General features: G+C 46.2%; 14 protein-coding genes. All 14 read right to left on the reverse strand.

Features of this window, described 5'->3' with window-relative positions:
• Nucleotides 1-15: 15 nt before the first annotated feature.
• The 14 genes from IEW05_RS13815 to addB all read right to left on the reverse strand — a co-directional run bounded on the left by IEW05_RS13815 (nucleotide 16) and on the right by addB (nucleotide 19,931).
• Nucleotides 16-480 (reverse strand): cytidine deaminase, encoded by a 465-nt coding sequence (locus IEW05_RS13815; protein WP_268238749.1) that lies wholly within the window; start codon nucleotides 478-480, stop codon nucleotides 16-18.
• Nucleotides 476-853, reverse strand: a complete 378-nt coding sequence (locus tag IEW05_RS13820) for a diacylglycerol kinase family protein (protein WP_188539662.1) — start codon at nucleotides 851-853, stop codon at nucleotides 476-478. The genes IEW05_RS13815 and IEW05_RS13820 overlap by 5 nt, the downstream gene beginning before the upstream one ends.
• Nucleotides 853-1,350, reverse strand: coding sequence for an rRNA maturation RNase YbeY (gene ybeY, locus IEW05_RS13825; RefSeq protein WP_188539664.1), 498 nt, complete (start codon nucleotides 1,348-1,350; stop codon nucleotides 853-855). The genes IEW05_RS13820 and ybeY overlap by 1 nt, the downstream gene beginning before the upstream one ends.
• Complete coding sequence (locus IEW05_RS13830) at nucleotides 1,322-3,613, reverse strand: HD family phosphohydrolase (protein ID WP_188539666.1); 2,292 nt, start codon at nucleotides 3,611-3,613, stop codon at nucleotides 1,322-1,324. The genes ybeY and IEW05_RS13830 overlap by 29 nt, the downstream gene beginning before the upstream one ends.
• Nucleotides 3,614-3,736: 123 nt before the next feature.
• Nucleotides 3,737-4,708, reverse strand: a complete 972-nt coding sequence (locus IEW05_RS13835) for a PhoH family protein (protein WP_188539668.1) — start codon at nucleotides 4,706-4,708, stop codon at nucleotides 3,737-3,739.
• A 6-nt stretch (nucleotides 4,709-4,714) separates the two neighbouring features.
• Nucleotides 4,715-5,905 (reverse strand): sporulation protein YqfD, encoded by a 1,191-nt coding sequence (gene yqfD / locus IEW05_RS13840; protein WP_188539670.1) that lies wholly within the window; start codon nucleotides 5,903-5,905, stop codon nucleotides 4,715-4,717.
• Nucleotides 5,902-6,195, reverse strand: a complete 294-nt coding sequence (gene yqfC / locus IEW05_RS13845) for a sporulation protein YqfC (protein ID WP_188539671.1) — start codon at nucleotides 6,193-6,195, stop codon at nucleotides 5,902-5,904. The genes yqfD and yqfC overlap by 4 nt, the downstream gene beginning before the upstream one ends.
• 116 nt (nucleotides 6,196-6,311) lie before the next feature.
• Entirely contained in the window at nucleotides 6,312-6,755 is a 444-nt protein-coding gene (locus tag IEW05_RS13850; RefSeq protein WP_188539673.1) for a GatB/YqeY domain-containing protein, read from the reverse strand.
• A 16-nt stretch (nucleotides 6,756-6,771) separates the two neighbouring features.
• Entirely contained in the window at nucleotides 6,772-6,945 is a 174-nt protein-coding gene (rpsU, locus tag IEW05_RS13855; RefSeq protein WP_005547957.1) for a 30S ribosomal protein S21, read from the reverse strand.
• Between the two features lie 138 nt (nucleotides 6,946-7,083).
• A complete protein-coding gene (locus IEW05_RS13860) occupies nucleotides 7,084-7,446 on the reverse strand; it encodes a histidine triad nucleotide-binding protein (RefSeq protein ID WP_188539675.1) in 363 nt (120 codons plus the stop codon).
• A 243-nt stretch (nucleotides 7,447-7,689) separates the two neighbouring features.
• On the reverse strand, nucleotides 7,690-11,127 hold the full coding sequence (locus IEW05_RS13865) for an AAA family ATPase (protein ID WP_188539677.1): 3,438 nt from the start codon (nucleotides 11,125-11,127) through the stop codon (nucleotides 7,690-7,692).
• Nucleotides 11,128-12,309, reverse strand: coding sequence for an exonuclease SbcCD subunit D (locus IEW05_RS13870; protein WP_188539679.1), 1,182 nt, complete (start codon nucleotides 12,307-12,309; stop codon nucleotides 11,128-11,130). It abuts the gene before it with no gap.
• Nucleotides 12,310-12,480: 171 nt separating this feature from the next.
• Nucleotides 12,481-16,413, reverse strand: a complete 3,933-nt coding sequence (gene addA, locus IEW05_RS13875; protein ID WP_373285801.1) for a helicase-exonuclease AddAB subunit AddA — start codon at nucleotides 16,411-16,413, stop codon at nucleotides 12,481-12,483.
• Complete coding sequence (gene addB, locus IEW05_RS13880) at nucleotides 16,413-19,931, reverse strand: helicase-exonuclease AddAB subunit AddB (protein WP_188539683.1); 3,519 nt, start codon at nucleotides 19,929-19,931, stop codon at nucleotides 16,413-16,415. Before addB ends, addA begins: the two co-directional genes overlap by 1 nt.
• Between the last annotated feature and the right edge of the window lie 193 nt (nucleotides 19,932-20,124).

A 20,124-nucleotide genomic window follows, 5' to 3' on the forward strand; every position in this document is an offset into this window, starting at 1 on the left:
CTTTCTGAGTTCCCTTTATTCCTGTAAATGCGCAGGACCAAACGCATAGGGGAGAAGCTCCCGTATGGTTGTCTCGCGGATATCACCTTTAAGATTGCCAAGGATAACTGGCATATCTGGATCGCATAGCTCTAACATCACTTGCCGACAAACTCCACAAGGAGCAATCGGCTCTTCCGTATCGCCAACAATGGCCATGGCGCTAAAGCTTCCTGGAGCATGCCCATCTGCTATAGCACGAAACATAGCCGTACGCTCCGCGCAATTAGTTGGACCATAAGCAGCATTTTCAACATTACAGCCATGATGTACATGACCTTCTTTATCCAACAATGCTGCACCAACACCAAAACCAGAATAAGGTGTGTAAGCCGCAGCACGTGCTTTTATCGCTTCTTGCAGTAATAGGGTATTGTCCATGTTAATCATCTCCCTTTTTGAACTACCTCTTAGTGATAAATATGCACGGGTTTCTTTAATACAATCCCAACCAGATCATGACAGGCCTGTAGAACAATATAAGGCCAATGCTGACAGCAAATCCAGCACTAACTAGAACAGCACCTGCAGCAGTATCTTTGGCCATCTTCGCCAGAGCATGCCATTCCGATGTTACCAGATCGACCACTGCTTCAATCGCCGTATTCACTAATTCAGCAGCAATTACAAGAGAGATCACCAACAGAAGCAGGGCAATGTCTCTTGGAGGAAGCCCCAAATAAAGGGCAGCCACAATAACAACAATACCTAGAGTGACGTGAATCCGTATATTGCGCTGAGTCTTGAACGCAACCAAAATCCCTTCCAGCGCATGTCGGAACGAAGTGCTTAGCTTCTGCTTCCGGCTATTCATTAGCGAAGAAGTCCAACTTGGGCCAGGATTGCCTCCTGTTTGCCCATCATCTCGGCTTCGCTAATCTCATCCTGATGATCATAGCCAAGCAAGTGTAGAAAACCATGAAGGAACAAAAATCCGATCTCCCGTTTAAGCGAATGACCATATTCCTGAGCCTGCAACTGAGCACGATCCACGGAAATAATAATGTCTCCAAGCATAACCGCGGGCTCGTCTAGCTCCTCGCCTTCTTCTAGTTCATATACAATATCAAGTTCTTCATCCAGTGATTCATTCATTGCAAATGAGAGCACATCCGTTGGACGATCAATTCCCCGATAATCACGGTTAAGTTGATGAATAGCTTCATCATCTACAAAGGTCAGGGCAACTTCTCCTTCGGTCACACTTTCAGCCACACCTGCCTTTTGCAATAACACATCTAGTAATTCAATTAATTCTTCACCGATCTCAAGTGAATCTTGTTCATTGTTCCAAGCCAGTTGTAGGCCCATTATTCCCTTGCCCCCTGTCTATCTCTTCATTTCCCTTATTCCTCTTTATTTCTTCCGGATATTCAATACGGGAATGGAAAATGCCCATTACCGTTTCTTTCAATGTTTGGGACACGATATCAAGTTCTTTGAGCGTTAAGTCACACTCATTAAATTGATGATCGTCCAGACGACTCTTGATAATCTTCTCTATCATCGATTCGACCTGTTCCACCGTTGGCTTACGTAACGAACGAACAGCTGCCTCTACACTATCAGCGATACCAACTACAGCCGCTTCTTTAGACTGCGCCTTTGGTCCGGCATATCTGAAATCAGCCTCCGTGAAATCCGGTTCAACCCCTTGTTCTTCAGCTAATCTCAACGCCTTATGATAGAAATAATGTAAGAACGTTGTTCCATGATGTTGTTCCGCAATATCTCGGATCGGCTTCGGCAACTTGTAATCCTTTTGCATTTCGACTCCATCCCGTGCATGAGCAATAATGATCGATTTACTCAACATAGGATCAATAAAGTCATGTGGATTCTCGACGTTATTCTGATTTTCGATAAAATAACCCGGTCGTTTGGTCTTCCCAATGTCATGATAATAAGATCCTACACGGCATAGTAATCCGTTCGCTCCGATAGCTTCTGCGGCAGCTTCTGATAGATTGCCGACCATCACACTATGATGATATGTACCTGGCGTTTCCGTAAGCAGCTTACGCAATAACGGATGGTTTGGATTAGACAGCTCGACTAGCTTTAGAGCAGAAAGAATGCCAAATGTAACTTCAAAAAATGGCATTAGACCTATAACAAGTATCGTCGTAAGTAGTCCTCCAGCTATTGCTGAACCAATAGCATAAAGGGTACTCGATTGACTCCAGCCATTGTTGTTAAGCAGACTCATCGATAGTACCGCAAATGAGCCAAACAGACAGATCATAATCCCCGCCTTCAATAGCGTCGAGCGCTGACTTGCACGATGAATCGCGAAGATTGCGGCAAAGGAAGTAATAACAGCAAAAAATCCAAATTGAAAATCAAAAATTTGTCCCTGATGGACATTCAAAATAATACTGGCCAAAATACTAAACAAAATGGAACAAATATATGCCAGTGACAAATCAAGTAAAAGTGTAATTAACATCGCACCCGTTGCAATTGGAGCAAGGTATCCTATATAGGGACGTTGATCACTTTGAACGATACTAATGATATGCATAGATAAAATCGTAATCAGGAAAATGAGCAGTAACATTACAAATTGGAAATTATTATACTTAAATCTGCTAGCTGCTTCCGATTGTCGGAAGTACATAACAAGCCCCATGACCAGAAGTGAAGACAATACGAGCAGCCCAAACTGTGGCCAATAATTCACTTCATTCTTGAGGAGTCCATTCTTCTCTAACAGTGAGTACATTTCCTGGGTAATCTTTTCACCCTTTGCAACAAGTACATCGCCCTGCTTAATATATACGGTCGGCGTATTTTCACGTGCTTCTACCTTCGCCGTTTTAGTCGCTTCTTCATCATAAAATTTGTTGGCTGTAATCGCGAGACGAGCAAGTTCCGACACTACTTCCCGAGATACCCGCGTGGTTAAGGAACTCGTACTTACCATTTCTGCTACTTTGGCGCGGGCAGTCTGAGCTTCTGATATTTGATCGGCGGTTAGACGAGTTACAATATTTGCAGCAACCATCTTCATCTCGTTGATGTCGTCTGCCTGCAATCTCGGAATCTTAATAAATGTTTCCTCCGAAATGTGATACTCCTGCTCTTCAATCCGCTCAGTCACTTCTTCAAATAGTGTATTGGAATAATCGCCGGAATTACGATTGTTCGTGATGAAGGATTGAATATAATCCTTCGGCATCCGCTGAAGATCTTCACGATAAATTTTGATCTTCTCTTCAGTGGATACCAGATCATCTTGGTTCAACCGGAAAATCCGATCCATCATTTGTCCAACTAATACTTCATTACGTAAAGGTAAAATCGTATATACTTGTCCCACCTTTTCCGCAGCTACTTCCTGCGCCTTCAAAGTGGCCTTCGTATTCGGTATCTCCATAGGTGCAATAATTTCTTTATCACTAGGCAATCCGATGGCGATATCGTATTTCTCGGGTAACAGCTTTGGTGCTAGACTAACATATAGCATAATAATGAGTAGCACAAACAGAGCATAGCGAACTGCTGGGCTATGCTTCCATCCTGCTGTTTTAATCCCAATTGAATTACCTGTTTGCTGTTCTTTTGAGGTCATGAGACACAGCCCTCCTGAAATTTAAACTCCTACGTATCTTCCCACAGATGTCCTTCTTGAACAAGAACAGTTGGGAACAAGCTTATACCAGATCTACTTGCGGGAGGTACGAGAGTTGGATAATTAACCCTGGTTTTCAGCGGCACGGTCATAAGCAACTATAATTTTCTGAACGAGTGAATGTCTAACAACATCACTTTCCGTAAAAGCAACAAATCCGATCTCATCGATGTTCTGCAAGATACTTCGAGCTTCAATTAGCCCTGATTTTCTCCCTTTAGGCAAATCGATCTGCGTAACATCACCGGTTATAACCATCTTAGATCCAATCCCCAGACGCGTAAGAAACATCTTCATCTGTTCAGGGGTCGTGTTCTGAGCTTCATCTAAAATAATAAAAGAGTCATCTAATGTCCGACCGCGCATATAGGCAAGTGGAGCGATCTCAATCAAGCCCCGCTCTAATGCCTTGGCTGTCTGTTCTGGACCCATAACATCGTATAAAGCGTCATATAATGGACGCAAATAAGGGTCTACTTTCTCCTGAAGGTCCCCTGGAAGGAATCCGAGACTTTCTCCGGCTTCCACGGCTGGCCGCGTCAAAATAATACGTTTCACAGAACCTTCCTTCAGCGCCACGATGGCTAATACAACAGCAAGATAAGTTTTACCTGTACCCGCCGGTCCAACACCGAATACAACATCCTTTTTCTTGATCGTAGTGACATAATGTTTCTGCCCGATCGTTTTCACCCGAAGCGGTTTGCCACGAAAAGTTACGGCAATTTCACCTTTATATAAATCAAGTAATTGATCTGCGCGTAGATCCTTTGCCAAATCGATAGCATACAGCAAGTCTCTCTCGGTCAAAATATACCCGTTGCGAACTAATTTCAGCAATACTTCGAACAATTGCTGAACGATCTCTACTTCATTACTAGCTACGCGAATAGTGATTTCCGATTCTCGTAGGCTGATGCTGACATCTAGACGTTCTTCAATCAATTTTAGGAAGGCGTCTTGGGGTCCAAATAGGGATAGAGCCTCCGTTACATTCTGAAGACTAATTTTGATGCTGTCGAATTGTTCTGCCAAGTAGCCTCATTCTCCTTGATCTTGTACTATTGGAAGTTCTTCTGCTATATCCTGTTCTACTTCAAAAAGCACTTTCATATAAACTTTACCATTGTCTGTCTTCTCATGCAAAATTTTTTGTTCTAGAATAGCCGAGTTTACACCGTATTTAGCCACAATATCTCTTTGTGCTCGTACTATCCCTTCCTTTTTTGCATTCTCCTGAGAACGTTTCAACTCAATTTCCGTCGTTTCATATACTTTCTCGGTCATCCACCCTATAGGTAGCTTGATATCCCGCCAAGATAATGGATCAAGCTCAACTAAGGTTTGCGACTGTTCATAACCTAACTTACCATATCCAGACAGCTGAACAGCTGTTTTCCCAAAATATAAAAAACCACGCTGTTTCGACTCTCCTGTATATACCTTCTGTTTGTGAACTAGAGGTACCTCTATATTGTACTCGTGCCATACAATTCCTTTGACCTCACCTTTAGACACGACGGCTTGACCACCCTGCAGACCTGAAATAAGCACTTGGCCCTTCTTAACCCGATCATTCTTCCTTACTTGCGGCAAACCCTTCTCAGCATAAATATGAGTCACTACCGCATCCGCTTTACTAACTAAATCCTGAGGGTTATGCAGCTCCTGTTCCTTTGGGACATTAGCTTCGACAATCTGAATAGTAATCACTGTTCCCGTACGAGAGACACCTACCCAGGAGGTACCCGGCAGTTTACGGGTTAATTCAGCAGATAACTTGTCCTGTGCCTTTAACCGAAAAATCCATTGGAATGGATAAATACCTTCCTGACGCGCTGCATTTAGTACATCCTCAGTTACTATTTTCTCATTGCCTTTGACTTGCACAGACCATACTAGTGAAGTCAGGCTGAAGATCACAGCGATAAACATGGCAAAACCTAGGATAAACCATTTTCTTCTCCACAGACGCTCCAACATGAATGGCATACCATAACGTCGTTTAACATGCAGTCTGCAGCCTGTCCCCTTTAAAAGCGGACGTAAAGAGAAAAAATCCGCTAGTTGAATATTTAATTCCATATTTCCATTCGTTAATGGTCTTAAATCCCACACTTCAATATTCCGCTTGGCTAACTCATTAATAAAAATTTCAATCTGCTTCTCCTGTTTACTACGCACGACAATGGTTACAAATCCCCGTAAACGGGATAATACTGGTGATTTCACTGTTCATCCTCCGTTCCTCGATATTTGATGCCCAAAATGGTACCTTCAACGAAAACTTCATCTGGCATAATGGCTTTGATCACCAGCCCTTTTCCCTCGACCTCCATCGTTCCATGACTTAGTTCAAGATGAAGTTCCTGAGGTGAAAAGTGAATCACACCACGGTGGTTCTCTATGTACAATTGCTTACCTCCGATCAAGGTGAGCCTGGGCAAATCAAACATGAGATCTCTGGGCAAGTCGAGTACATCGACCGTCCATTTACGGAATTTGCGAGCAATCCGGCTCATAAAGTGCAGTCCTCCTTCCTCTACTGTACAAATTATGCGAGGAGGCACTGATTTATGAGAAACGGTGAAAAAGGAAAAAACACCTTCTACATAGTAGAAGGTGTTCGTTGAGTAGGCTATTGCAGTAGCTGTTGAACCGCCTGGTTTACAAGCTTGCCATCTGCCCGTCCTTTAACCTTGGGCATTAACGCGCTCATCACTTTCCCGATATCAGCTTTCGAAGAGGCACCGGTTTCCTGGATGGTCTGCTGTACAATGACTTTAATTTCTTCTTCGCTTAACTGTTCGGGAAGGTACTCGGCTAAGATCTCCGCTTCCGCTTTAACTTTTTCGGCAAGGTCATTACGACCCGCTTTCTCAAATTCTTGGAGGGCATCTTTGCGCTGTTTGATCTCACGACTTAGGATATCAAGCACTTCATTATCGTTCAAAGTTCTTTTCAAATCTATCTCAAGATTCTTCATCGTGGCACGAACCATTCGAATAGTGGAGAGCTTGAACTTGTCTTGACTCTTCATCGCTTGCTTCATATCTTCGTTCAATCGCTCGCTAAGATTCATAGTGACTTAAATCCTCCTAAAACTTTCTCTTACGAGCAGCCTCGGACTTTTTCTTGCGCTTTACGCTTGGCTTTTCATAATGCTTGCGTTTCTTCACCTCAGCCAATACACCATCTTTTGCAATGGAGCGCTTAAAGCGACGAAGTGCAGCATCAATTGTCTCGTTTTTGCGAACTTTAGTTTCAGACACCAGTTTTCCCTCCCTCCGACCAGACCGTCCAAGAGCTTATAACACGGTTCATCACACTTCATTATAGGGGAATAATAAATAGGGTGTCAACCTGACTCTTAGGTTTTTTCTCTTCCAATTTCTTTAGTGCTATTTCTTTTAGGCGTGAGACTGCGAATTTTGTACCAAAGCTCCTAATTTAGAACCCCCAAGCAAATGGTAATGAATGTGCGCAACAGCTTGTCCACTATCCGGACCACAGTTGTTGATCAACCGATAGCCAGTGTCGGCTACCCCCAGTTTCTCAGCAACATTTTGGGCAACACGGTGCAATTCTCCAATCATCGCAAAGTCCCCAGACTGTACATCATTCATCGAAGCGATATGCTTCTTCGGAATAATCAATACGTGAGTCGGTGCTGCTGGCTCGATATCATGGAACACAAGAAAAGAATCGTCCTCATAAACTTTGTTACTAGGAATCGTTCCTTCTACTATTTTGCAAAACAAACAATTATCCATCTTCGTAGCCCTCCTACAAGGAATATGTACCATCATACCGAAAAAAGACAAAAAAAAGAAGCACCCTGCTCCTTCTATCAAGAAGGTTTGCTGGTCGTACGGACGTATTGGACCGAATAACGATTCAGATGCTCTGTCACCAATACGTCCGACGGGGTGCTTCAAATATGATGTCGGCTAACTGTAGTATAACAGCAGGTTGAAGCTGTATCTGTGATGTACATCACAACCAAAAATAAAATATCATAAATTTTCCAATACAGCCCTGGAGCCTTCGCCACCGCTTTCCGCTGGTATAACTACCAGCTTACGTGGTAAGCGAGCTCGCAATTCTGCAACATGGCTAATGATCCCTACAGAGAGATGATCATGATGCAGATGCTCCAACGATGTAATTACAGTATCTAGCAATTCGGGGTCCAGTGTCCCAAACCCTTCATCAAGGAAAAAGAACTGTAGCGGATATTGTCCGCGAAGTTGGATCTGGGCAGAGAGCGCCAGTGCCAGTGCGAGTGAGGTGAGGAATGTCTCCCCACCAGAAAGGGTAGCTACCGGACGTTTCACTCCGCCATTCGCATCGTCGCATATGACAAATCCACCGCTAGAATCCGTCTCCAATGCATAGCGTTGCTTCGTCAGGAACCTTAAACGCTGTGAAGCTGCTTGACTAACATTCATGAGCTGTTCTTCAGCCACATACTCAACAAATGCATTACCTCGGAGTGAAGATTGTAATTTACTGAGCAATCCTGCTTCATGTTGAAGCTTGATCCGTCTCTCTTCTAGTTCCCTCCAACGAATATGCCTGGTCTGAAGATCTTCAAGATCACGCTCAGTTCGAGCCTTATTCTGCAGCGCTTCCTCATCCTGTTCTTTGGCTAGGGCCAGTTTTGTAGAACAATGACTCCACTCTTCGTCAGTCACCACTCTACCATCCAGCTTTGTATCCAGTTCTTTAAGTCCAATTTGGAGTTCTCGTTCGTTGTCTCTGTGCAACCTGATCTGCTCAGTAAAACTCTGGATCATTCCACCATCGATCATTGCTTCCTTCACTTCTTCTTCACTTGCAAACGGTGAAGTCTCCAATTCCCCCTGCCAACGTTGCATCAGAGCTTGTTTCTGCTCCTGAGCCGCTATCGCGGCCTGTCTGGCGAGTACATCAGCTTTGGCAAACTCATGGCTCTGCGATAGCGCCTGGCTTTGGCGAAGGGTACTCTCTTGAGCATCTAGGCGAAGCGCTTGTAAACGCTGATTCGCTTCATTCCATAATTTCTCCACATCAGCCCCGCCAGTCCAGATCCTCAACCGCTCCTGCTTATCCTTAAGCAGTTCCTCTTTACCTTGTTGCTGCGTATCAAGCTGTAACAGGACCTTATCTAATTCAACAACATCACGCCCCAGTGCTAACAATTTAGCACCCTTCTCTTCGATAAAAGGTACACTAAGGGCAAGGCGCTGTTTGATCTCTTCAGCTTTAGCATCCTTATCTTGAATTAGTTTCAAGCGTGCAGAAGCAGATTCTAAGGAACCTTGTGGTTGTTCTTTCTCCCATTCCTGCTTCTTGATATGAAGCTCATTTCGAAGTGACTCGCTTCGAAGCTTCGATTGTTCCAACAGTCCAGAAGCAGATGACATATCCACCTCCGCAGCTGTACGCAATGGCTGCAACTTGATCCGTGCGGCTGTAGCAGCCTTACTATCCCTTTGCAGCTCTTCCAGAATGGAGTGCAAAGTATGATGCTGCTGACTTAAGTTCAAAGCCTCACGGCCGGCTTCCAGTGCTCCTATCATCGATTCTATGCTGCCTGGTTCGGATTCTTTCTCAGATGAATCCAGACTAGTCGCGACTTGATTCCGAGCAAGCGAGCTTAATCCTTCTGCTTCTGGAGCGCCTAACAGCTCAAGGAGACTGAGGCAGTTGTCTATATCTCTAGATAACGCATAGCGAAGCTCACGAATTTGGCCCTGTAAGTTTGCGATCTCATCAAGTTGTATTTCGCTTCCTGAGCTATCGTCAATCCCTGCAAGTGCTGGCTGCGGATGATGGACCGATCCACATACCGGACAGGATTGTCCATCTTGCAATCCTTCAGCCAAAGTAAGTGACCATACACGATTCTCTCGATCTTTGAGCGCTTGCCGCATGGCTACTTCTTGAAGGCTTAAGGCATCGCTACAAGCGATAGCGCGTGACTCTATCGCGAACAGATCGGTAGCAGTTTGTACTAACGAAGCAGCCATGTTCCTACACACGAATTCCGCCTCTTGCTCTTTCAGCGTAATATCTTTCAATCGTAAGGCGCATTCTTCAGCCTTAGTGCGATGCCCGCTTTCCTCTACCTCTGCTCTAGACAATTGCTCCTGCAGCATCTGTAGGGCCTGTTCGCGTTCTCCCGCTATCTGAACTTCTCGGCGTTCAGAAGCCTTAACTTCGCAACCCTTCAGCAGTTCTTCAAGCTCCTGCTTCCGATGTTGTGCCTTAGCAAGGAGCTGTTCCTCTTTCTGCGTCTCCTCACTCAGCAGCAACCGTCGTGCGTTACCTTCCTGCGACTTGCGCTGTAACTCGCGAAACTCCAAGAGCAAAGCATCGCATTCTCGCTGCAATATTCTGGCCTGCTCCAGTTGATCGAGCCGCTGCAGTAGGAGCGGCTCCTCGCGTCCAAGTAAAGCCGTGGCGGCTTCCGCCTTAGCAACCGCCTGTGTAGCCAAGGCCTCCGCCTCCTGCGCGGCCTTATGGGCAGCTTCCGCCAATGACTCCCGCTCCGCTAGGAGCCGCTCCGCCTCCTTCCAGGCCGTCAGCGTCGGCCTTATTTGCTCCGAGGCAGTCGCTTTGGCAAGCTTCGCTTCTAATTCTGCTATCGCACCCTCGCGCTCCTGCAGTGCCTTAAGCTCCGTAGTGCGCCGGTTGTGCTCCAGAGCAAGCTCACGCACCTTAACGAGTTGATCGAAGCGTTGCTGTGCATCTCCCAGTTCACGGCGCCGAGTCTCAGCTAATAAGATCGCCCCTTTCATCATCGCTTCCGCTTCTCGCAGCATTTCCTCTGAGGCATTGCCAAGCCCCTGCTGTTCCGCGTTTAGCTCACGCAACGAATTGTCCGTCTCCTTCACTTTACGAGCTAGCTTCTGCCCTAGTAAATCTCCGTATTTCTCCAAGTGAAATAATCGCTGGAGCATGGCTCTCCGATCGGCACCTTTCAGCGATAGGAACTCGGCAAACTTACCCTGTGGCAAGACGACAGCCCGGGTGAAGTCGTCCATTTTAAGTCCAATTTTCTCCTCAACACATCTTGTTACATCAGCTAGCTTATCAGCCTTTACCTGCTCCCCTTCTGGCAAAACTTCGATAAAGCGACTGATCGTATTACTGATAGACAATTCATTTTGCCGTTTGAAACGTCTCTCCACCCGATAACGTTCAGTACCTTTTGCAGACATTAATTCGAAGGTAAAGGATACGAATAATGAATCCTCCGATTGGTTCATAATTCCTTGCGTTCCGCCTGAAGCACGGCCCACCTTGCCATACATCGCAAGGGTGATTGCGTCCAAAATAGTAGACTTTCCACTGCCCGTAGGACCAAATATCCCGAACAAACCCATCTCACATAGTGCACTAAAATCTATTTCTTGCATCTCCCGGTAACTCTGTAACCCCGAGAGCTTCAGTGATATCGGCTTCACTTATTCATCCTCCTCCCCAACCTTGAGTTCATCGTCACTCGCAATGAGAGACATAAATAACTCAACCAGTTCCTCTTCTGGCTCCGCCCCTCCACTTTGCCGCTGATAGAACTTGCGGAATAACTCAGGAACAGGCATCTGAGCGCGAGAAGTTAATGTAGCTTCTTCCTCAAGAGCAGGGTAAAGAGGACGGATATGAATGATACCCTCATGTGCTTTTCGCAGAGATTGAATGTCCCCAAGCGACATCGCTTCCGTTAAGCTGATCTCAAGGTCTATGAAGGCATGACTATCCCTGCCTTCATCAAGCCAGCGCCGAACCTCATCAAGTCCGCCACGGCAGGCCCATTTGACCAGCGGACGACCACTACTAATAAATAACTCCTCAGTCCGCGGAGCCTCTCCTGGAGTAATATCTAACATCATGACAGACTTCGCCTGTCCCGCTTCAGAAAAGCTGTAGGCAAGAGGAGATCCGCTATAACGGATCATCCCGCTTCCCTTTACAGCCTGAGGGCGATGCAAATGACCCAGTGCTGTGTATTGTGCTCCAATATCCAGCGCTGAAGGATCAACCGTATAAGCACCACCAACTTGAATAGGCCGTTCGGAGTCACTTTCAACTCCGCCGAGTACGTAAATGTGGCTCATCGCTAAATTAACCGTATTCGGGCTAAAGGAGCTTGCCAGCTGTCGCATCAGCCGACCAACCTTGGCACTATAAGCCACACGTAGCTCTACCTCATCCCCCTCTCCGGCAAGTAACTCAGAGAGACGTGCTTCTGATGGATAAGGTAATGCCGCAATGATGGCCGTCTCCGCGGTGCGAGGTATGTGAATTTTAATCGCCTCTGGAGAGGGAAGTCCAACTAATGTAATGCCCTGTTGCCATACTAAAGGAGAAGCCGCCGCTACCCGTTCAGGTTGATCATGGTTTCCAGCGATAACGACCAATTGGCGTCCATTTTGACTGAGCCGAGCCGCTGCTTCGTAGAACATTCCTTCGGCTGCAGCTGGTGGATTAACACTATCGTATACGTCCCCCGCCATCATAATCATATCGGCCTGTTGATCTTCCGCCATAGCGACAAGCTCATCAAGGAACTTTTCCTGTTCCTGCAAACGGCTCCTTCCTTCTAGCGTTCGGCCCAAATGCCAATCTCCTGTATGCAAAATACGCATCGTCTTTCTCCCCCTCTAACTTTGCCTCACTGTTATACCTTTTCTTTATTACAAGTGCGTGTTCAAAAAGTCAGATATTCAGCACCAGAGGGCCCGGCTGAATTCAAGATTCGATGTCGAATCCGCTTCTCGATAAGCTTCTTGATCAATAGATGGCTTTTTGAACAACCTCTACAACCTGATGGCATCCCCGCTATCAAAGAAATACAACCATTTCTCATCTACCGTAAGTCCCGTAATCTGTTCCACCGCGTCTCCGTACAATTCTAATTGGAAGCGATAAGATTCGCTCAATTCGGAGACTCCCCCTCGGTGTTCCAGAACTCGGTCACTCTTATAATCTAGCAGATACAACCGTCCATCCACGGAGAATAGGCAGTCTACTATCCCTTGAATGAGGACCATTTCTCCTGCGAGTTCTTGGCTAAATCTACTTCCTTCGCCAGTTTCAACTAGATCACCTGTGCTACTACCACTTATCGGTGGTGCTAATCGCGGATAAGCTTCTAGTACTGGTAGACCATAACTGAACGGCATTTCCCGTTTTACCCAATCCGCTCTGCGCAGCAATTCTCCTAGCGGACTACGCAAGAAATCGGCAATCCTTACAACATCCATTTCCTTCGCCTGCTCTGGCGTCATAATCTGCAACATGACAAGTCGATTCAGCGTATCCTGTACGGTTTGTTCCCCTGCTTCTAGCTCAAAAGAAAGATGCTGCATCACGGTATGATAAGCGGTCCCCCGTTCAGTAGGGGTCATATGTCGCTGCTCGATGAACCGCGGACGGCGTAAGTGTAATCTAAAGTCAATCTCCGAATTAGGTGATTCCAGTTCCCTCTTAAGTTCTTCCCTGGCAAAGACATCTTCTGATGGCTCTTCTTGCGCCGCCAATAGAGCTTTCATTTCAGTCACGGATGTCTTAGCAGAAATACGACTTGCAGACTCATAAGGATACGACCAATTCAGTTTAGAATCGACAACCTTCTGCAGTTCTTCATCTCTTGTCCCACGAATAGTGACCGGGTCACCGGAGAGCGTAGAAATCTCCTGCTCTCGATCTTCCTTAACGGCTGCCGCTTCCGCTGTTACTGACATTACAATCTCTCTTGAAGGCACGAAATCGATAATCCAATCCGAAGGGTTCTCTGCTAATACGATAGGTGAAGTCTCAGACAGTCCCCCAAATCGACGTAGCTCAGCGGCCGCCGGATGGCGAATAAGGGAAGGACCTAACCAATCAAGATAGCAACGAGCACGGGCCAAGAGGAAATCTGGTAGTTTCTCCTCGAGAGCTTCCAGTGCCCCAGCCCAAACTTCGACCGATTTAGTCAAATTTTTCACTGAAGATATCAATACGAGCTTGTCCTTTGGTCTTGTCAGAGCAACATATAATACTCGCATCTCCTCAGCAAGCAGTTCCATCCCCGCACGCCTGCGGATGGCGAGATTCGGTAATGTTGGATAACTAACTCGCGTGTCTCCGTCTACAAATTTCGGACCAAAGCCCATTTCTTTATGGACTAGAAAAGGTGCATTTAAATCCTGACGGTTAAACATCTTGGAGAGTCCCGCCACGAAAACGACTGGAAACTCTAATCCTTTACTCTTATGGATCGTCATGATTCGTACAGCATCACCTTGTTCACCCGTAGTTGCTGCTGCACCGAGATCTCCACCATTTTCCCTTAGCCTCGTTACATATCGTAGAAATCTAAATAACCCCCGGGAAGATGATGACATTTCATATTGTCTAGCCCGATCATGTAGCGCCGTTAAATTCCCTTGACGCTGGGAGCCACCTGGTAAGCCACCGACCCAATCCAAATATCCAGTCTCACGATATATGCTCCAGATTAAACGGCTCAACTCACCTTCTCTTGCCATATTGCGCCAAGCCTCCAGCTGATCCAGAAACGTATTCAACTTAGCTACTAAGGGTTCATCACTAAACATAAGATCTAAGTTTTGTTCTTCTGCACCTTTAGCAGCAGCCTGTACAGCATGAAAGAAGCTGCCACTCGGAGCTGCCAATCTCACCTGGGCAAGCTCCTCCTCCGATAAAGTATATAACGGGGAGCGGAGAACGGCTGCTAACGGAATGTCTTGCAAAGGGTTATCAATAATTTGGAGTAGCGATAACATGGTCTCCACTTCTGAAGCCTGAAAATAACCCTGACTTAGCTCACCATAAGCTGGAATCCCTTCCATCCTAAGTTCTTCGATCATAATGGGTGCCCATGATAACGTGGACCGCAGTAAAATAACCATATCACGGTATCCAACCTGACGCGTTTCCTTCAATTGTTTATCGTAAATTTGGAGCGACTTCTCGTCTTGCCCCATCATTCCTCGAATCCGGGCTGCAATAGCGCGTGCCTCAAGCCGGACGGCCTCCAATTCGGCGGCCTCCTCCTCTGCTCCAGCTTCATCGCCTTCTGCTTCCACAGTTCCGATATTTGCTTCTGCTGAAGAAGATTCCGCACTTCGGTCTATTAATAACAATTCCGGTCTGTAGTCACCTTGAGGGCTATCAGGAAATCCTTCACCATATATCAGCTCCGCCCTTGCATCATAGGAGATCTCAGCGACACCTTCATTCATCATTTGCCGGAACAATAAATTCACGGCGTCAACGACTTCACGGCGACTTCGGAAATTCCGCGCCAAATCGATCCGCAGACCATCTCCGCTATAATCGTCACCATATTTCCGATATTTATCTAGAAACAATCCCGGTTCTGCAAGCCGAAAACGATAAATACTCTGTTTGACATCCCCAACCATAAAGCGATTACCAGGACTATTGCGGGAAATTAACCGGACAATATCCTCTTGTACCGTATTCGTATCCTGATATTCATCGAGTAGTACCTCATCAAATTGTACTTGGTATTCCAATGCCGCAGCTGAAGGCATAACCTCATACGGTGTTGAATCGGGATGACGCAAAATTTGTAAAGTATAGTGCTCCAGATCGGAGAAATCCAACCAACCTTTGGCAACCTTCTCTTGCCGATATTTATCGCCAAATTCGATGATTAACATGGCGAGTTCCTTCATCAGAGGTGCAGCTTTATGCATTTCGTCTAAGAATACTTCAGCCGGACGTCCAAATAGTTGAACTCGAAGTTCAGTAACACTCTTCTTAACCTCTTCGCGTAGCGTCTTAACCCGATCTTGCAACATAGGATCTGTCTGATCCTTCTTGCAAGGCTTAAGTTTCCCGAATGAGATCCCTTGAAACACCTCATAAAGCCCCGACCATGGCCCATTTTTCACCGCCGCTAGTAAGTTCTCAATTACGCTTAGATCCTCCTCTAGCGTTGTAGCATATGGCCCAGGTCCACCAGGAGATAAAGCAATATTGTGTGCTTGCCGCAACAAATCTGCAGCTCCCCCCAGCGTCAATGCTGTATCCGTTAAGATACTTCTCACCCAAGGGCTCTTCTCTATCGCTGCCGTGTCCGGAGCCTCAAATACAGCGGCTGCCTGTTGTAACCAATAATCTGGCCAAGGATGACTTCGTGAAAAGTCATATAATTTCTGTACTAAAGTAAAAACCGCATCATCACTCCGTTCTCCACCAAACCAATCAGCCAGCATGAAGAAAGGACTACCTACAGACTCCAAATCATATTTCTGTTCAAACAGTTCTTCCAGCACTTCCTGACGTAGTAATGCTGTTTCACTCTCCGAAGCAATTCGAAAACCTGGGTCAAGTGGAATCAAAGTGTAGTAGTGTTGAATAACTTCCATACAGAAGGAATGGAGTGTCGTAATGGAGGCCCTTCCAAGCATAGCCAATTGACGACTCAGATGCTCATTGCCTGGATCTTGGGCTAACTCCTTCTCCAACGCTTCCGTGATCCGTTGCCGCATTTCTGCTGCCGCTGCTTTTGTAAAGGTTGCTACAAGCAACCGATCGACACTAATCGGTCGTTCACGATCCGACAATTTACGAATAATCCGCTCGACCAGCACCGCGGTTTTACCGGAACCAGCTGCAGCCGCCACAAGCATATCTCCACCGGAGAGCGAAATCGCCTTCCATTGATCATCACTCCAGTAGCTACCTTCTGGTTTGGGTATCGTCATCATCATTACTCCTCCTTTCTTCCGCTTGCTTCAAGTAGTTCCCATACTTGTTCTTTACCTGGTTTGCTGAGCACCTTATACGCACTGCCTTCTAGCGACTCTTCAAACCGGCACACCGGCTTATACACGCAATGAGCACAAGCTGTCTGCGTACCAAGTCGGTATGGTGAAATATTCACGTCTCCATCGGTAATACGCGTCCCTATTTCTGCAATAGCATGCCGAACTGAATCAATAAGGGTACGCCATTGTTCTTGCGATGCAACTGACGCACTGCTGTAAAATCCACCGTCAGCTTTGAGCGCTACAGGCAAAATCTCAGAATATCCGCGTTCCAATTGCCCGTCCATTTGGGCGATGACATCGCGATCAGCTAACAGCAAACCCTTCATTTTGAATCGTTTCAGCATTTCTAGCTCAGCCTCTTCACGGCTCATATCATTACTGCTCTGTAACAGTGGATTGTGTACATGAAAATATAAAGTACCCGCAGGCAATGCGGGACGACCCAGCCACACTTCGGCTGATGTTAACAACACATCAAGGTAGGTAAGCATCTGCAGCGATAAACCATAATACACTTCATGGAGTTTGAGATCCGTCTGACTCGATTTATAATCGATGACACGAAGAAGTAATCCTTTCTCCCCTTCTGCCATATCTACCCGATCTATCCGACCTACGATCTCCATCACACATCCGTTAGACAATTCGAACGTTAATGGAGGTAGCGGTCGTCCTGGACCAAAATCAAGTTCCAAACCTACCGGTTCAAAACTGCCCCGCCGGGACTGCTCGCCTAGAATAACCGAAGCTCGGCCTACGATATTTTTAAGTTTGCGAGAAATGTAGCCGTACCGCTTTGAACTGAGTAGAATCTCTCCCTGCAACTGAGGAACAAGCACCTCAACTGCTGCATCTGCTGCGCGGATACATTCTTCCGGTGTCAAGCTCCCCCAGCTTCGATTCTGCTCTTTGAATGTAATCGCCATCGAACTAAGCGCCGCATGAAATAGCTGTCCGATATCCGGAGCCTTCAAACGGTACATTCTTCTTTCCTTCAACTTCAATCCATGGGATGCGAAATGCGAAAACGGACATGCCGAAAATTTTTCCATCCGTGACACGCTAGTGCGCAGCACCTTACCATATAATTTTCGACTAGTCGCTGGGTTCAAACTAGCTACTTGATTTCGATAATCTAGCGATTCCATTAATCGTGAGACTTTAGCGGACCATTCCGGTTGTTCCTTATACCAATCCAGAACACTCCACCACAGTGGAGATATTTCGTTACCTGCTTTCCACTGCCTCATTTGTCTAATTAACGTAGTGAGTGCCTGCGCTGGCCCCGCCACGTATTCTAATTGACTCTGGGCCGTGTCCGAAATACTAGGAGTATCGCTAATAAACTTTTCCTCTAATAATGGGAAAATTCTCTTCACATGGCGTATGACCTCAGATGGAAGAAGCGAGGAACCATTTTCATCAGCACTTGGATAACTCAGCCACAATGAATGACTAGCTGAAGAAAGCGCCCCATAGATAAGAAACCGTTCGTCTAATAATCTGCGACTCATACCTGGTGCCAATTCTAGCCCAATTTCCGCAAGCCGAACTCGTTCCTGATCACTCAGCACACCTTTATCTTGAAGATTGGCTGGCATAATCCCTTCATTAATGCCTAGCAGAAACACATGCTTCACATGACTAGTACGCGTCCTATCCGTGCTACCGATCAAGACCTGATCGAGCGAAGGAGGTACTAATGCTAGCTTCAAATCCTTCAGCCCTGTCTCGAGGACACCAGCGAACAGAGAACTGCCTAATTCCTCGTCACCCATCATTTCGACAATCTGATCTAGCAGTTCAAGAATCACGTTCCATAACTGTCGGTGCTCCATCGCCCCTTGGGGATGCCCATTTTGTAGACATTGATGGGCCATCAGATCGAGCCGCCGTGGTGCTTCAATATCTTCGAGCAGATGATACACAGCTGCACACATATCAGCTGCGCTCTTAGCTTTCTTCATTCTTTTCTCAAAAGAAAATAACGGTCCCGTTATCGCCGCGCGGCACTGCTCCAACACGCGAAGCGCCTTGTTCTCGGTTATCTTTTCCGGATTCTCACCTGGCTCAAGTGATAGACTAGGGGCCGCTTTCCATGGCTGACCATCGGTCCAACGATAGCCATGAATTCCACTTGCTAGGACATAATTCTCTAGTGCATCCATATCTTCACGCGTCAAACTACCATCCAGCGGAAGTAGAAAATCACTCTTTACACAACGAAACACATCTTCATATTTCCAATATTTCAAAATAACATCGAGTGCCGCTCTTATAAATTCAATCAATGGGTGATGAAGGACACTGGTCTTCTGATCTAAGAAATGAGGAATACGATACTCCTCAAATACAGGACTAATCAAATGCTCGTAATCCCCTAAATTCCGCACGAACAATGCCATGTCCCGCCAGCGCGCGCCTTCCTCCCTGGCCAAACGCACCATTTCACGAGCCGCCCCCTCTATCTCAATACGACGGCCTCCAGCCACATGAAGTGATAGAGAATCAGGAAGATCAGCTGGGGGTGTGGCATCAGGCCAACTGATTCGTCGTTCATACGCCGATTCCAGGTAAGATAACGTCTCACTATGTTTAAACCTTGGATAAGGGCGAGCATCGAGCCATTTGGTCGGTTTAACTTCAACTCCTAAAGATTCAGCTAATGCGCTCAGCTTCATATAAGTTATCGCCGTGGGTTGAAACAAATTCAGCTCATGAGGAGGAATCCCATCGTCATAGGGACGATCTAAGGTAAGAGCTACGGTCAAAGACGAAACCGTAGTCAATAAAGCGCCAATGGCGCTATATTCTTGAGGCGTAAATGTATGAAATCCATCAATCCAAATATCAGCCCCTCGAAGGTACGAAGAATTCGGAGCACCCTCTGTCAACTTGATCACATGATCCTCGGCATCAATATATAACTTGGAGAGTTCTTCATCAAACTCGCGATATAAGAGATTCAAATCATGCAGTTTATCTCTTAATAATGGAGAATCAGTGGCTGAACTCTCTAGAAAACGCAGATGGTCTTCTAGTGCCCCGAAATTCGTATTATGCTTCTTCATCTCTGTGTACAGGGAATTGATCTCATCGATCAAACCAAGCTGATCTCCTGCATGTCCATACAGCCTTAGCTCGTCCCTGTGACGACGCATCATTTTGTAGAGCAGCATTTTCTTGCCTTCCTCGCTGATCGGAACCAAGGCTGAACCGCCCGTTTCTTGCATCACACGTAGAGCTAGACGCCGGAAACCAAGCACTTGGGTACGAAGGGTTCCGCGAAGACCCGGTGTCTGAAGTATGGCCTGCTCAATCTGAAACGTTCCTTGCTCAGGTGCAAGCAGAATAAGTGGTGAACCTATGGGGTTCTCGCGTAACTGGGAGGTAATCTCGTTCAGGACCATGTTGCTCTTGCCACTGCCGGAGCGGCCTATAATGAATTGAAGTGACATGAAAATGCCTCCTAAAGGAATATCTAAAAGTTCGAACTGCTAAAAACGGACAAGTTATCTAAGTCACAGTATATCATAACGTTCGGCGCAAAATAAGAATGTACGTTCCGTCCAAATAACGTAAACAGCTCTGATTACGAAGGTCCTCCCTTCATAACAGAGCTGTATTCATACACTATTAACCTTTAGTAAA

Origin of the sequence: Paenibacillus segetis (assembly GCF_014639155.1) — a bacterium.
GTDB lineage: Bacteria > Bacillota > Bacilli > Paenibacillales > Paenibacillaceae > Fontibacillus > Fontibacillus segetis.